Annotated in this window: 15 protein-coding genes; 5 read left to right on the forward strand and 10 right to left on the reverse strand. The window is 55.6% G+C overall.

Features of this window, described 5'->3' with window-relative positions; translation table 11 throughout:
• Positions 1-38: 38 nt before the first annotated feature.
• Positions 39-785, reverse strand: a complete 747-nt coding sequence (locus KIH86_RS09675) for an IclR family transcriptional regulator (RefSeq protein ID WP_235775335.1) — start codon at positions 783-785, stop codon at positions 39-41.
• 451 nt (positions 786-1,236) lie between these two features.
• On the opposite strand from KIH86_RS09675, the gene KIH86_RS09680 reads away from it, so the two are divergent.
• Both KIH86_RS09680 and KIH86_RS09685 read left to right on the forward strand, forming a co-directional pair.
• Positions 1,237-2,268, forward strand: a complete 1,032-nt coding sequence (locus KIH86_RS09680) for an alpha/beta hydrolase (protein ID WP_223084232.1) — start codon at positions 1,237-1,239, stop codon at positions 2,266-2,268.
• A gap of 74 nt (positions 2,269-2,342) precedes the next feature.
• Positions 2,343-3,491 (forward strand): superoxide dismutase, encoded by a 1,149-nt coding sequence (locus KIH86_RS09685; protein WP_223084233.1) that lies wholly within the window; start codon positions 2,343-2,345, stop codon positions 3,489-3,491.
• A 98-nt stretch (positions 3,492-3,589) separates the two neighbouring features.
• Here KIH86_RS09685 and KIH86_RS09690 read toward each other — a convergent pair whose 3' ends face one another.
• The 6 genes from KIH86_RS09690 to KIH86_RS09715 all read right to left on the reverse strand — a co-directional run bounded on the left by KIH86_RS09690 (position 3,590) and on the right by KIH86_RS09715 (position 8,083).
• The gene (locus KIH86_RS09690) at positions 3,590-3,973 is read right to left on the reverse strand and encodes a hypothetical protein (RefSeq protein ID WP_223084234.1); all 384 of its coding nucleotides are present in this window, start codon (positions 3,971-3,973) and stop codon (positions 3,590-3,592) included.
• A 649-nt stretch (positions 3,974-4,622) separates the two neighbouring features.
• On the reverse strand, positions 4,623-5,216 hold the full coding sequence (gene folE / locus KIH86_RS09695) for a GTP cyclohydrolase I FolE (RefSeq protein WP_223084235.1): 594 nt from the start codon (positions 5,214-5,216) through the stop codon (positions 4,623-4,625).
• A 54-nt stretch (positions 5,217-5,270) separates the two neighbouring features.
• The gene (locus tag KIH86_RS09700; RefSeq protein WP_223084236.1) at positions 5,271-5,522 is read right to left on the reverse strand and encodes a YneF family protein; all 252 of its coding nucleotides are present in this window, start codon (positions 5,520-5,522) and stop codon (positions 5,271-5,273) included.
• Between the two features lie 108 nt (positions 5,523-5,630).
• Entirely contained in the window at positions 5,631-6,830 is a 1,200-nt protein-coding gene (gene queG / locus KIH86_RS09705; protein ID WP_223084237.1) for a tRNA epoxyqueuosine(34) reductase QueG, read from the reverse strand.
• Between the two features lie 38 nt (positions 6,831-6,868).
• Entirely contained in the window at positions 6,869-7,483 is a 615-nt protein-coding gene (lepB, locus tag KIH86_RS09710) for a signal peptidase I (RefSeq protein WP_235775336.1), read from the reverse strand.
• A 177-nt stretch (positions 7,484-7,660) separates the two neighbouring features.
• On the reverse strand, positions 7,661-8,083 hold the full coding sequence (locus KIH86_RS09715) for a GNAT family N-acetyltransferase (protein WP_223084238.1): 423 nt from the start codon (positions 8,081-8,083) through the stop codon (positions 7,661-7,663).
• Between the two features lie 418 nt (positions 8,084-8,501).
• Here KIH86_RS09715 and KIH86_RS09720 point away from each other — a divergent pair, with 418 nt between their 5' ends.
• Entirely contained in the window at positions 8,502-9,110 is a 609-nt protein-coding gene (locus KIH86_RS09720) for a superoxide dismutase (RefSeq protein WP_223084239.1), read from the forward strand.
• Between the two features lie 92 nt (positions 9,111-9,202).
• Here the strand turns inward: KIH86_RS09720 and ilvD are convergent, their stop codons facing one another.
• Positions 9,203-10,918 carry a dihydroxy-acid dehydratase gene (gene ilvD / locus KIH86_RS09725; protein ID WP_223084240.1) on the reverse strand — a complete coding sequence of 572 codons (1,716 nt, stop codon included), beginning with the start codon at positions 10,916-10,918 and terminating at the stop codon, positions 9,203-9,205.
• A 169-nt stretch (positions 10,919-11,087) separates the two neighbouring features.
• Between ilvD and KIH86_RS09730 the strand changes: the two genes are divergently transcribed.
• Entirely contained in the window at positions 11,088-11,753 is a 666-nt protein-coding gene (locus KIH86_RS09730; protein WP_223084241.1) for a GntR family transcriptional regulator, read from the forward strand.
• Positions 11,754-11,918: 165 nt separating this feature from the next.
• Here KIH86_RS09730 and mutY read toward each other — a convergent pair whose 3' ends face one another.
• A complete protein-coding gene (gene mutY / locus KIH86_RS09735; RefSeq protein ID WP_223084242.1) occupies positions 11,919-13,217 on the reverse strand; it encodes an A/G-specific adenine glycosylase in 1,299 nt (432 codons plus the stop codon).
• 41 nt (positions 13,218-13,258) lie between these two features.
• Positions 13,259-13,702 (reverse strand): holo-ACP synthase, encoded by a 444-nt coding sequence (acpS, locus tag KIH86_RS09740; RefSeq protein WP_322098661.1) that lies wholly within the window; start codon positions 13,700-13,702, stop codon positions 13,259-13,261.
• Between the two features lie 183 nt (positions 13,703-13,885).
• Here acpS and KIH86_RS09745 point away from each other — a divergent pair, with 183 nt between their 5' ends.
• Positions 13,886-14,710: an alpha/beta hydrolase family protein gene (locus KIH86_RS09745; protein ID WP_223084244.1), complete on the forward strand. Its 825-nt coding sequence runs from the start codon at positions 13,886-13,888 to the stop codon at positions 14,708-14,710.
• Positions 14,711-14,832: the final 122 nt, after the last annotated feature.

Raw genomic sequence — 14,832 nt, forward strand, 5'->3', positions numbered from 1 at the left:
GTATAGACGAAGGACAGATGGAAAGGTTGCGAAGCCTATTATGGAACCATAAAGCCCATTTCAACCGCCGCTTCTTGTAATTCGGCGGCATAGTCGGCCAGTGTCTCTATCGACAGCCGGCTTACAGGCCCGGACAGCGAGAGGGCGGCCGCCAGTTCGCCGCTGCGCCCGAAGACCGGTACAGCTACCGCAGCTGCGCCCGGCTCGCGCTCCTCGAAGCTCGTCGCGTACCCGGCCCGGAGCACTTCTTTCAGCTGCTCCGCATAGCGCTGGCGATCTACGGAAGACGGCCAGTCTTCCGACTCCAGCAGCTCTTGCTGCACCTCCGCTGGCGCATAGGCGGCCAGCACCTTGCTGGAGGCTCCCACCGTCAGCGGGAGCCTGGCGCCGATCTGGGCGACGCGCCGGATCGCCTGGTTGCTCTGCACGGCCTGGATGCGGACCCGCTCCAGCCCGTCTCTGAGGTACAGGCTGACCGTCTCGCCCAGCCGGTCCCGCAGGCGCTCCATCGCCGGGAGCAGCAGCGTGCCCGGATTCTCCGACACCGGCAGATGGGTCGACAGCTCCCAGATGCGGATACCGAGCCGGTACTTCTCCGTCCCGGCGTCGCGGCTGAGGAAGCCCTTATCCTCCAGCGTTGTCAGCAGCCGGTGCACTGTGCTCTTATGCAGCCCGATCGACGTTGAAATTTCCGTCAGGCTCAGGTCGCTTCCCTGCGTGAAGCAGAGTAAAATATCAAGGGCGCGCTCCACGGCGCGCACCGTTAGCTTCCGATCATCCTCCACGAGGTTTCTCCCCTTCATGTTTCATTATATGAAACACGGTTACATATTTTCTAATCTCTTTTATCTTAGCAAATGTCCGCAAAATGTCCAGCCTAATCACTGTGCCGGAAGTCCCGGCTTTCGAGTTTACAGTTCCATTACAAATGAAGGAGATTCATTGACTTTGCGTAAACGTCATCCTACGATTAGATTAGAAATGCAAATGAATCAGCCTAGAAAATCAGTGTGTTATCGATTGATGCTAGGCAGCCGCCGATGCGAGTTCTGCTCGCAGATTAAGCGGGGATGCCTATCCTCGCAAAACTTAGCCTATGCTTACGATGCGAGTTTTTGCCGAAGCTCATTCAGAGAAGCATCCCTAGCAAAAACTTAGCCTATGCTTCCGATGCGAGTTTTTGCCGAAGCTGATTCAGAGAAGCATCCCTAGCAAAAACTTTTAGGAGAGAGACTTATGGACCTTATACACCAACGCGCTGGCAGAACGGTCTCCCCGCCCCCGCTGGGCCCCCAGACCGAACAGCCGCCGCAGCTATCACTGCGGATGATCCGTTTTAAGCATATTATCGTGGCGCTCCTGTTATCCGTGTTCTTCTTCCTGGGCTTCTGCTTCGTTTCGCTGCACGGCTATATTACCTGGGTGCTGTCCAATCCGAGCGTCGCGCCGCTGTACTCCAATCCGAAGCTCGCCAAGGGCCTGGATTATGAGGACATCACGTTTAAATCCAGCGACGGCAGCCGGAGCATTCAGGGCTGGTATATTCCTTCCGGCCACTCTACCAAGACAATTGTGTTCAGCCATGGCTACGGCGCCAACCGCGAGGAATCGTGGATTCCGATGTACGATCTTGCCCACTACGCGCACCGGCTGAACTTCAATGTGATCATGTTCGACTACGGGTTCGCCTCGCAGACGAATAAAGATGTCGCCACTGGCGGCAAAAAAGAATCCCGCGAGCTTCTCGGAGCGGTCCAGCTTGCGAAGCAGCGCGGAGCCACGGAGATCGTCGTCTGGGGCTTCTCGATGGGTGCGGGCACCGCCCTTCAGACAGGACTCTTGACCAAGGATGTCGATGCCATGATTCTGGACAGCACCTTCCTGCTGGAGCCGGATACGCTCTACCATAACATCCGGCAGAATATCGATCTCCCCCGGCATCCTTCTCTCGAGATCATGGAGCTGCTCTTCCCTGTTCTGAACGGTACGGCCCTGAATCAGATTCCGTACAGCAAGGTGAAGAGCGAAGACTACCCCTTCCCGATCCTGTTCATTCACGGAACCGAGGATGAGAAGGCGCCTTACGAAATTGCCGAGAAGCTGGCGGCGAACCAGACCAATCCGTACTCCGATTCCTGGATCGTCAAGGACTCTCATCATGAGCTGATCTTCCGGGAACACTCCCGCGAATATCTCCGCCGGGTTTCTGCCTTCTTAAGCAATGTGCCGCTGGCCCAAGCCGCAAAGGCCGAGCAGCATCAGAAATGACAAACCCCTCATAGTACAAACCCGCCCCCTCATATTCTGTAAGGAAAGCTATAAATAGGGGAGGGCTGTATGATATGGGGTATGAATTGGGCTTGCCGCCCGCGGCGAGCGTGCTCGAGGATATTGCATTCTGGAAAAAACAAGAGCAATACAACACGGCGCTGGTCAGACTTGCCGTGCCCGGGCTTCAGGAGCCTTACGTGAAGCTCCTTGACGATTGGGCGGCCGTCTTCAGCGCAACGGAGAGCGGCGCCCGCCAGCTGCTGGAGTCCGGCGCCTCGGCTACCGCTCCCGGGAGTCCTGATTATGCGGCAGCCGAAGCTCTTGCCCTGGCCGCTGCCGGGCAATCGCGCGAGTGGATTCGGCAGCTGGACTCTCTTCGGGAAGACTTCGGCAGCTCACGGGATGAGGCGGCAGAGATCTGCTTCACCCGTTCCGCCCGCGAGTCCGAATATTTGCTGTGCATCCTGAACGGCACAAGGCCTGCAGGCGCGACGGCCGGCCTGAGCCGCGACGATTCGGAGAATGCTTCTCCTGCGGACGACGCTGCGGTTAACATATCGGCCGCAGAGCCATCCGATGCGAGAGACAAGACCTACGTGCCGATCGGGGAGCATAAGCTGCCCCCACTGCCTTATCCCTACAATGCGCTGGAGCCCTACATCGACGAGAAGACGATGCGGATTCATCACGACAAGCATCATCAGAGCTATGTGGACGGTCTGAACACGGCGGAGAAGAAGCTGGCCGAAGCCCGGAAGAGCGGGAACTTCGATCTCGTCAAGCATTGGGAACGGGAGCTTGCCTTTAACGGTGCGGGGCATTATCTGCACACGATCTTCTGGGATGAAATGTCTCCCCAGGGCGGAGGACGCCCGACAGGAGCCCTGCTTGCCGCAATCGAGCGCGATTTTGGAAGCTATGACGCCTTCAGGAAGCAGTTCAGCGCGGCCGCAGAGAAGGTAGAGGGCGGAGGTTGGGCCATTCTCGTCTGGAGCCCGCGAAGCCGGAGACTGGAGATTCTCACAGCCGAGAAACATCAGAATCTGTCGCAATGGGACGTCGTTCCCCTGCTGGCGCTGGACGTCTGGGAGCATGCTTACTATTTGAAGCACCAGAACAACCGTGCCGCCTACATCGAAGATTGGTGGAAGGTTGTCAATTGGCCGTATGTATCGGAGCGGTTTGATGCCGCTAGCAAGCTCGCCTGGAAGCCTTATTAGGAAATCGCCTGTCCCGCAGGGCCAAGTTCACAGGCATCCTGCGGGACATTTATTTGCATTATGCGGCCATACTACTTCTCCTTATGATGTTTTTATGTTCATCTGACCGGATGATCCGCCGTGGATGGGGCTGCCTTGATTATCTTTTTACGGTCAGTGAACAAACCGGCAAAGGAAGACAGCAATAGAATGAACGCCGCTACCCCAAATGTTTTAGTGAATGCAGCGATCGGCTGCCCCGGCTTTGAAACCGCCATTATCTGAAAATTGTGCCTGTATGCCTTTCGAAATTGCTCTCCAGTTGAAATATGGGGATCGGTTCCTATTGAGTATATGTTGATCATATAGTTGAGAAGCTCGATCTTCAGCTGAAGCTGGTTCTTTTGCTGATGAGTGGCTGCTTTATAAGTGAAATGAATATCCCTCAATCGCTTCTTATATCCCGCTAATATCTCCGGCGCATAGGGATTGCTTCTAATCATTTGATAAAAGGCTTTCGTCTACCAGACTTACATAATCGTCAATTTCTGAAGCTAAGCGAGGCGTTCCTAGGCTGATTTTCAGAAATCTCATCGTAAATGGTTGCCCCTGTCTCCGGACTCCCTGTCTCCAACTGGCGATCCATTCTTACAATGTTCTCAAAAAGCTTTTGCAGAACTTCATCGACTTGGGTTCATGATCGATCTAGAATGTTGCAATCTGGAAGGCGGGAAGTGAAAGGATGAAGGAAGGCAGGACTCTTCGGCAGCCCAAGCAAAAACGGGGATTGATCACGAAGCAGGAGATATTGAAAACCTCAAAGGACTTATTCTGTAAAAAGGGATTGTTACAACGTAACCACCAATGAAATAAGCGAGGATTTGACTTCAAGTGATATTCAAGCAGTCTCTCTTATTTTTTACGATTATTAGAAAAGGAACGGATACTTCAGGCCGGAGTGGATTGTCTCTATAAGATGCTGGTAGCACAGAAATAGGACGGCATAATTTAATCAGCTTCCGATACAAAAAAAGGGCTTGCCCTGCAAGTTGGCCGTGATCGTAGCGCCCTTAAGGGCTTCTCCGTCACGTACACATCCTTGGCAAGGGCAAGCCCTTCATTGCGAAATACAAATATCGATGAATGCGAAGCTTACTCCTTGATTAACGACAAGAATTCGGCGCGGGCCGCCGGGTCCTCGCGGAAGCATCCGCGTACGCCCATGGTAACCGTCTTGCTTCCCGGCTTCTTGACGCCGCGGGCGCACATGCACAGATGCTCGCCCTCGACCACTACCATAACGCCGTGCGGATGAAGCACTTCCTCCATGATGTCGGCGATCTGCGCAGTGATCCGCTCCTGAACCTGCAGGCGTCGGGTAACGGCTTCAACCAGCCGGGCAAGCTTGCTCAGTCCCGCAATGCGTCCGCTCGGCACATATCCGATATGCACTTTGCCGAAGAAAGGCGCCATATGATGCTCGCACTGGCTGTAATAGACGATATCCTTGACGATGACCAGTTCCTCATGCGATTCGTCAAAGGTTACGCCAAGCACCTCTCTGGGATCGACGGAATAGCCGCCGAATATCTCCTCATACATCCGTGTTACCCGCGCGGGGGTTTCAAGCAACCCTTCCCGTTCCGCATCTTCCCCGATCAGCTCCAATATCTTCTGGACATGGTACTCGATCTTCTCGCGGTTTGCCGTCACATTTCCGTTCACATAATTCTTGACGCCGCCCATTCTATTACTTCCTTTCTGACTTCCGCCGGGGCAACTGAAGCCGAAGGCGGATTGCTAGCTCTTTCTTTTCGAACCTTTGCCGCCTGCGGCAGGACCGCGGCCGCCTACATTCTGATTCTTCATCATTTGCTGTGCACGCTGCATCTGCTTCCCGTTCAAGTTATATCCCATCTGCTTGGCGACCTTCTGCAGCATTTCCGGATCGTTCTGCATGCGTGTCATTTGCTTCCGTAAATAAAATACACCGATGAAAAAGCCGCCGATAAGGCCGACAACCAGTGTAATAATAGGAAGTGCGATATTCATTGTGAACCCACCTCTAAAGTTGTATTCTGGCATGCATGCGCGTCAAGCATGCGAATCTATCATAGCATTTCAAGAACTGGACAGCAATTGGAAATTCCACACTTATCCTTATTCACCATCGGGCTGGTTTTTCCCTGCTCCCGTAAGGTTTTCCGCAGCCCGGCGTATATACGCCAGCGCCTCTTCGTCCTGCTCGGTTTGAAGCGCCGACGCAAGCGCCGCAAGCGCTTCCCGGCCGCCAATCCGGCCAAGCGCCCAGGCCGCCGATCCGCGAAGCTCGGGACGCGGGTCCTCCCGCAGCACTACGGCCAGCTTCGGAACGCTTGACGCGTCCTTGAAGTTGCCCAGCGCGATTACCGCGTTGCGCTGGATTGGCTTGCGGCCGCGCCAGGCCGCCGCGCTGCTGCCGAATTTCTCCTTGAACTCACGGTTGCTGAGGTCAAGGATCGGCAGCAGCAGCGGCTTGGCCTGCTCCGGATCGGGCGCAAGCTCGGGATGCTGCTGCCAGTTCTTCCCCCGGTTATGGGGGCAGACGATCTGGCATGTATCGCACCCGTACAGGCGGTTGCCGATTTTGGCCATGTAGCCCTCATCGAGAAAGCCCTTGGTCTGCGTCAAATACGACACACAGGCTTGAGCGTTCAGCTGTCCCGGTCCCACCAGGGCTCCTGTCGGACAGGCATCGATGCACTTGGTACAGGACCCGCAGCCCTCGGTAACCGGCGTATCCGGCGGAAAGGGCAGGTTCGTGACCATCTCGCCAAGATAAATCCAAGAACCTAATGTCGGCGAAATAATAGAACAGTTCTTCCCGCTAAAGCCGATGCCTGCACGCTCCGCGACCGCCCGGTCAACAAGCACGCCGGTATCGACCATGCTCTCCATGACGGCGTCCGGCACCCGCTCCCGGATGAAGTCCTCAAGCCGCTTCAGCGCATCCCGCAGGACGAGATGATAGTCGCGGCCCCAAGCGGACCTTGCCAGGATGCCCCGGCGCAGCCCGGGCTCCGATTTCGGCGGGTTGTCCATCTTGGAGGGATAGGCAACGGCTACCGCGATAATGGACATCGGCTGTCCCTCCGCAAGGGCCGGGACAGTGCGCTTATCCAGGTCCAACTCCTCAAAGCCGGAATCATAGCCCTTGTCCCGGTGCTCCTGCAGTATATTTTTCAGAAAAAGAAAAGGCTCAGCCGTCGCAAATCCAATTTCGTCAATGCCAAGCTCCGGCGCGGCTTGCTGGATTTCGCGTTTCAGTTCTTCCCACCTGGAATACGGGGGCGCATACGCTGCATGTTTCATGATGTCCATCCTTACGCCTCCTTTCCTTCAGGCAAGTGCCGCGCCTGTTACAGCGCGTGTATTTTGGATAAAGGCCACCAAATGAAGGATACCCGACCGACGATCAGGTCCAGCGGAACTGCGCCGAAATAGCGGCTGTCCTTGCTCGCTCCGGCATGACGATTGTCGCCCATGACAAAGAACTGGTCCTTGCCTACTGTCACCGGGGCGAAATCCTCGTCCTCGATCACCGTATCGACATACGGCTCCTCACCCGATTTTCCGTTAATATACAGCTTGTGATCCCGCACTTCCACCACATCTCCGAGAATGGCCACAACCCGTTTGACGAGGTATTCCTTGCGGCTTGGACCCGAGCTGGGATCGTGGAGCACGATCACGTCGCCCCGCTTCGGCCTCTCGAAGGACAGGGCAATTTTATTGATGAACAGCCGCTCGCCTTCGTACAGCGTCGGCTGCATGGAATGTCCTTTGACCATAGATATATTGAAGACAAACAGATTCAGCAGTGACATGACGGCGAAGACCGACACGGCCATAATCAGCCATTCTTTAAGCCCTGTGCTGAATTTTCTGCCCGGCGAGGACTGATGCCTCTGAAGTCTCGTCGCCCGGTCGCTGCGCTTGCGGAAGGATGCGTATTCCTCACCCGGATCCGGCAATTTTATCCCCTCCCACTTAAGCCGCATCCCATACGGCTAACAATAGAAAAGCATATCCGCCGCCTCATTGCAATCATTGAGGGGAGATATGCCCAAGAATAGAGGGAAAGCCACCGTTCGGCTTCCACTGTAAGTACATATATGGCGAATGTTTCCGCTTTCGTAATGCCTATTGTCCTAGGCTCCGACGATGCTCAGCTTGCGCACCGATTTGAAGATTTGATTCTCTCCATATCCCATTGCCTCGTACAACGGAAGAGCGGCCGCATTGTGCTCGTCGCCGACGATATAAATGCCGTGGACCTTGCGGGCTTGAAATCTGCTCTCCATAGCCGATACCAGACCTTTGCCGATTCCTCTGCGGCGATAATCGGGATGGATCGCAATCCGGAAATAACAGCCATAATTTTTCTCAATAGTTCCAATCAGTGTTCCGATAATTTCCCCTTCCTCTTCGGCAACGACAATGAGATCGGAATCCCAGGACAGCTGTCTGGAGAAAGGCTCCATGGTATTCTCGAAACACTCTTCGGACAAGGCGGTCTGCAGCAGCTCAGTCACTTGACTAACATCGCTTAATTGAAAGGAACGAACGTGCATTCTTTACAGTCTCCCTTTTCTATGGCTTTGAGTTTTACAAAAAGAAGGAGTTCCCTTTATAATCCGAAGGGTGAAAAAAGCATCAAATAACGAGGAATACCTGCTTTTACTACTATTAAAGCATATAATTCTCTCGATATCACCCATTTTCTCTTGAAAGCGCTTAATAGTAAGCGTATACATCGCAGTTTATGCAAATTGTTCATCTTTCAGGAAAATATTAGTCGGAAAACACCCGCTTTCAGAAAATTTGCGCATTGTTAACATAGTGTTTACATAGTGTGTGGCAGATTTTTGGCGTCCCGTCGGGACATTTTACTTTTTAAACATAAATGTATGTTTAGTGTTGCATTCTCTTTCCAATTGCGCTTTAATATGAGGTATACGAAGTCCATTACATTTCAGGAGGGATTTTTCCATGGCTTTTGAATTACCATCACTGACTTACGCAAAAGACGCACTTGAACCGCACATCGACGCTTTGACGATGGAAATTCATCATGACAGACACCACAACACATACGTGACCAATCTTAACGCCGCGCTGGAAAAGGCACCCGAACTGCAAGGCAAAAGCCTCGAAGACCTGATCTCCAATCTGGACGCTGTACCGGAAGCTATCCGTACTGCCGTACGCAACAATGGCGGCGGACATGCCAACCACTCTCTGTTCTGGGAGATCATCGGACCGAACGGCGGCGGCGCACCGACCGGTGCACTGGCTGCAGCCATCGACAGCGAGCTCGGCGGCTTCGAGAAATTCAAGGAAGACTTCGCCGCTGCAGCTACCACCCGCTTCGGAAGCGGCTGGGCCTGGCTTAGCGTGAAGGACGGCAAGCTGGCTGTTTCGAGCACACCTAACCAGGACAGCCCTCTTATGGAAGGTGCAACTCCGCTGCTCGGACTCGACGTATGGGAGCATGCCTACTACCTGAAATACCAGAACAAACGTCCGGACTACATCAAAGCGTTCTGGAACGTTGTGAACTGGGATGCTGTCGGCAAGCTCTACGAAGCAGCCAAGTAAACTCAGGGTTCGAAAGATATGGATATGACATATCCATATACAAACGCCCGGGTCTCCTGAAGGAGCCCGGGCGTTTGGCGTTTACGCCATCTTCATTTAGATCGAATATCCACAGCCTGCCCGAACAGGTCGGTTACTGCGCCTTGGGCCGCCGATGACACGAGCCGGGCGTACTTGCCCAGAGCCCCCGTATTGGCCTTAAGGGGCGGCTGAACCCAGTCCATGGAGCGTTTCTCCATCTCCTCCTCGGTAACCTTAAAGGAAATCTCCTGCGTCTCGCTGTCGATCGTGATGAGATCGCCCTCATGAAGAAACGCGATCGGCCCTCCAACCTGCGCTTCAGGAGCGGCATGTCCGACTACGAAGCCGTGTGAACCGCCGGAGAAACGGCCGTCGGTAATAAGCGCCACCTCTTCACCGAGTCCCTTGCCGACAATCAAGGCTGTCACCGACAGCATCTCCGGCATACCAGGCCCCCCCTTGGGACCGCAATACCGGATCACCAGCACATCGCCTTTGCGGATTTCATCGTTCAGGATCGCCTGGGTCGCCGTTTCTTCGCTGTCATAGACCCGGGCAGGGCCGATAAAACGGGTCTGGCGGATGCCTGACATTTTGGCAATAGCTCCTTCGGGCGCCAAATTCCCCTTAAGCACAACCAGAGGCCCTGTCGGTTTAATTGGACGGTCGAGTGGACGAATGATCTCCTGATGGTCGGCCAGCGGAGGCACGGACGCCAAATTTTCCGCCAGCGTCTTTCCCGTAACCGTCATACAATCCCCGTGAAGCATATCATGCTCCAGCAGAAGCTTCATCACGCCGGGAACACCGCCAATTTCATTCAAATCCTGCATGACATACCTGCCGCTTGGCTTGAGATCGGCAATATGCGGGGTCGCCCGGCGAATCCGTTCGAAATCATCATAGCTTAACTCTACCTGGACCGAATGGGCAATGGCGATCAAATGCAGGAACGCATTGGTCGAGCCGCCGAGAGCCATAACGAGAGTAATCGCATTTTCAAAGGCTTTCCTGGTTAAAATATCCTTCGGATAAATGCCCTTCTCCAGAAGCTTGATAACCATCCTGCCCGCTTCTTCGCATTCGGCCGCTTTGCCCTCTGAGACGGCGGCGTTGGATGAGGAGTATGGCAAGCTGATTCCCAGCGCTTCAGCCGCCGCCGCCATCGTATTGGCCGTATACATGCCTCCGCAGGAGCCGGCCCCCGGACATGCATGACACTCGACCCGATGAAGCTCTTCCTCCGTAATCTTCCCATCATGATACGCTCCAACGCCCTCAAATGCGCTGATGATATCAATCTTCTCACCCTCCAGCTGTCCGGGCTGAATGGTCCCTCCGTAGACGTAAATGGCAGGAAGATTCATGCGCCCGATAGCCATCAGACAGGCCGGGGTGTTCTTGTCGCATCCGCCGATCGCAACCAGACCGTCAAACCGTTCTGCATTCGTCACGATTTCAATGGAATCCGCAATCGCTTCGCGGCTTGGCAGCGAGAAGGTCATGCCTTCATGACCCATGGCAATGCCGTCCGAGACTGTGATGGTATTAAAAATCAAGGGCGCTCCTCCGTTCGCCTGCGCCCCTTTCTTCGCCGCCACAGCCAACTGATCGATATGAATATTGCAAGGTGTGACTTCACTCCATGTGCTGGCGATGCCGATCATCGGCTTCTTGAAATCCTCATCTGTAAATCCTACCGCCCGCAGCAGCGCCCGATTCGGCGCACGGTTTACTCCCTCGCTGATGACTTTGCTTCGAATTCTTAAATCCCGGTTATCCGGCACACTCTTCATCTCCCATGACTCAAATGGATTAGTTTTGTATGCAATATATCGCATACATATATTGATTGCAAGTGTTTTTTCTTTTCCCGATGAAGCTAGTGCTTTTCTTGCGGGCCTCATCAATATCCGGTATATTGCATATAGAATATCCTGTTAGGAGTTGTCTCCATTGCCTGTGCCGAAAAATTTTGCCTCCCCCATCCGCTTATCCGCCAAGGAGCGCGCTTTCTCTCAACTCCAACGCTGGATTATCGAAGGAACGCTGCAGCCGGGAGAGAAGCTGCTTGATGCCGAGCTTGCGGAGTCCCTGGCCGTCAGCCGTACCCCGATCCGGGAAGCGCTGCAGCTTCTGGAAATGCAGGGGCTCGTCACCATGCAGCCCGGCAAAGAAACACGCGTCACCATCATACAGAAAGACGATATCCTCAAGATGTACCCGACGCTGGCAGCCCTGCATGCGCTTGCAGCGGAACAGGCCGCGCCAAACCTGACGAGCAGTCAGATTGAGTCGCTGCGGGCGCTCAACGCTTCCTTCGAGGAAGCCATTCGGACGGGCCAGCCTTTTCAGGCGATGGAATCGGACGAGGCTTTTCATAACTTCATTGTGGAAGCTGCCGACAATCCATATCTCGCATCTTTCAACGCCTCGCTGCAGGTGCATATTCAGCGGTTCAAGTATGTCTTTCTCAAGGAAAAAATGACCGCTTCCCTGACTTCGGCGGAAGAGCATGCGGAAATTATCGCCGCCCTGGAAGCTCAAGATGCCGGTAAAGCGGCGGAGACGATCAGGAAGAACATTCTGCGTCCAATGCATGAACTGCACGGGCTGTTATAAGGGATTTCAGACAAACAGCGGCAGCCCTGGACTTCTGTCCAGGGCTGCCGCTGTATTCATTATTCAGACCACTGCGCCTCCCCGCTGTGTCTGCTACGGCGGAGCCGTCAGCAGGCCGCTTCAGCGGGCGCGTGCTTATGAGAGACACCGACCCGACCGGCTGGCTCAGCGGCGGAAAGCCGCCTCCTGACCGTCAAAGTAAGCGTTCAGCAGCTTCAGAAAGACGTTCGGGAAGGCGTAATTCGCCATGTCCTCCCGGCCGATCCAACGCATGTCCGGCCGTTCTTCCTCGGCTCCGCCTTCGTCAGCGAAGAGGCCGGGCTGCTCTGCGCCCGGCAGGAACAGCGCCGGCTCGCCGCCCGGCGCATCTCCTCCCGCCGCCGCATCGCCGCCGGCGGCGTACAAGCCCCGCGCTTCCGCCGCCATCGGCTGCGGAAGCTCCTCTTCCCTGCAGCGGTATACCTGCAGGGTCCAGTGAATATGGCTGAACGTATGCTCAGCAGCCATCATATGCGCCTCCGGCCGGGCTGCCACCCCGGCCTCGGCCAGGGACCGGCGCAGCCGGTCCATCGCGGCCGCTTCGCCCGGCCGCCCGCTCCCGGCGGCGCCAGCCTCGCCAGGCGCCGGCCAATGCGGCAGCTCCCACATGCGGGCGAGAAGCCCGCGGGCCGGCCGCTGCCGGATCAGCACCCGGCCCGCATGCTTGCCGCGGCCCTCCACAAGAGCCGCCAGCCGCTCTTCGGGGCGCGGCGGCTTGGCCTTGGTCTTGACGGGCAGCTCCGTCTCGACGCCCGCAAGCCGCCCGGCGCAACGCTCCATGACCGGGCAGACGAGGCAGCGCGGCGACTTCGGCGTGCAGGTCAGCGCGCCATGCTCCATCAGCGCCTGATTGAAGCTGGACGCTTCGCCCTCCGGGATCAGCGATTTGGCGAGAGCCTCCATCTTGATCCGGGTCTTCGGCTTCGCGATATCGTCCTCAATCAGGAAGAAGCGGGAGAGCACCCGCATCACATTCCCGTCCACAGCCGGCTCGGGACGATTAAAGGCAATGCTGAGAATGGCTCCGGCCGTATAGGGACCGACTCCCTTCAGACCGAACACCGCCTCACGGTCATCCGGAACCTTGCCGCCGTAGAGTTCCTTTACTTGCTGCGCCGCACTCTGCAAATTCCGCGCCCGGGAATAATACCCCAGGCCCTCCCAAGACTTCAGCACCTCTTCCTCCGGCGCTTCAGCCAGGGCATCGATGGTCGGGAAGCGTTCGATGAACCGGTTGAAGTAAGGAATCACCGTATCCACCCGCGTCTGCTGCAGCATGATTTCCGACACCCAAATCTTGTAGGGATCGCGGGAGCGCCGCCAGGGCAGATCCCGCTTCTGCTCGTTGTACCACTCCAGCAGTTGCATGCTGAAGAAGACTCCGTTCTCCTCTCCGCCCGCTTCCTTCCTCTCATCCAGTGTCATGCCGATTCTCCTTGCTCTGTCTGTATTTTTCGCATCTGCATTTAGTCCCAGGGACCCCGATCGTCCTCCAGCTGCTCCACCACGGCAAAGGCCGACGCCAGCTCCCGGGTATGCGTAATGGTCAGATGGATCGTATAGCGGTAGCCCGCAGGCAGCATAAGCCTTTTCATAGCTTCTTCCGACACTTCCGCCTTCGGCTGTCCCGCCGGGTCCGGAAGAACTTCAATATCCGTGAATCCCATCGTACTGCCTATTCCGCAGCCGAACGCCTTGACGACCGCTTCCTTGGCGGCGAATCGTCCTCCAGCGAATTCGGCCGTAAGCCCGCCCCGGCTCTCTCCCAACGCAAGTTCGCCGGGGGTCAAAGTCCGGGCGGCAAACCGTTCTCCGAGCCTGCCCTCAAGCAGTCCGGAGATTCGTTTCAATTCCAGCACATCGTGACCGATTCCGTAGATCAAGCGTACACGCTCCTCTTTTTTCCCCATATGGAATTAGGGAATTGACATCTGCTGCTATAGTGTTCAACTCAACTTTCTGCTATGGTTAGGATAAAGATAAGTTTACCGAAATTCTTATATTTTAAAAGAATTCCATGCCAAAGTCCATGACCCTGCCAGGGGAAACCGGCTGCGGCATAACGCAATTGTTATTCAGAGAGGAGGCTTCTCGTGAGTCAAGGCATTCAATTTGAACTGCCGGCAGGAGATGAAGCCGTACTAAGATGTACCCGTTTCCCTTCACAGGGTGAAGCGAAGGCGCTGATCGTCATTGCCCATGGCTACAAAGGCTTCAAGGATTGGGGAATGTTCCCCTATGCCGCTGACAGCCTGAGTCTGAACCATGAAGTCGTAACCTTCAATTTCTCCCATGGCGGAATCGGAGATGATTTCCAGACCTTCACCGAGCTTGAGAAGTTCGCCCGCAATACATACGACCGCGAGCTTAAAGATATGGATGTCCTGCTCTCCTATTTAAGCCAGCATCCCAAGCTGGGCGCTCTTCCGCTCTTTCTCCTCGGCCACAGCCGCGGCGGCGGAGACTGCCTCGTCTATGCGCTGGACCATCCCGGAGAAATTGCAGGCGTCATTTCCTGGAACGGCGTAACCGATCTCGATCTGTTCACGGATCAGCAGAAGCGGGATATGCGCGAGAAGGGACGCGCCTATGTCCTGAACGGCCGGACCGGCCAGCAGATGCCGCTGGATGCCGTGATCCTGGAGGACCTGGAGCTTCAGAAGGAGCGTTACCGGATTGTGGAGCGCATGCAGAAGGCGGCCTTCCCGGTCGTCCTGATTCAGGGAAGTGAGGACAGTGCCCGGCTGCGCCAGGGCTCGGAGCAGCTGACGGCTGTCCGCCCGGACATCGAGTGGGTGCAAATTCCGGGAGGCAATCATACCTTCGGAACGGTTCACCCTTTCACTGGCACCACCCCGCAGCTGGAGCAGGCCATAGAAGCCACCCGGGCTTTTATCCGCCGCGTGCTAAAGGCGTGATCTTCGCTTGACTTGGGTTAACGCTTGACAGCATCCTTATGCGCCGCACCTTTACCGGGAAGCCGGAGGACATGAATACGCAGGCGTATTCTACGGTGATTTTGATTGGTCCGCCCCCGTAT

The organism is Paenibacillus sinensis, assembly GCF_019904155.1.
GTDB classification, from domain to species: Bacteria; Bacillota; Bacilli; order Paenibacillales; family Paenibacillaceae; genus Paenibacillus_AQ; species Paenibacillus_AQ sinensis.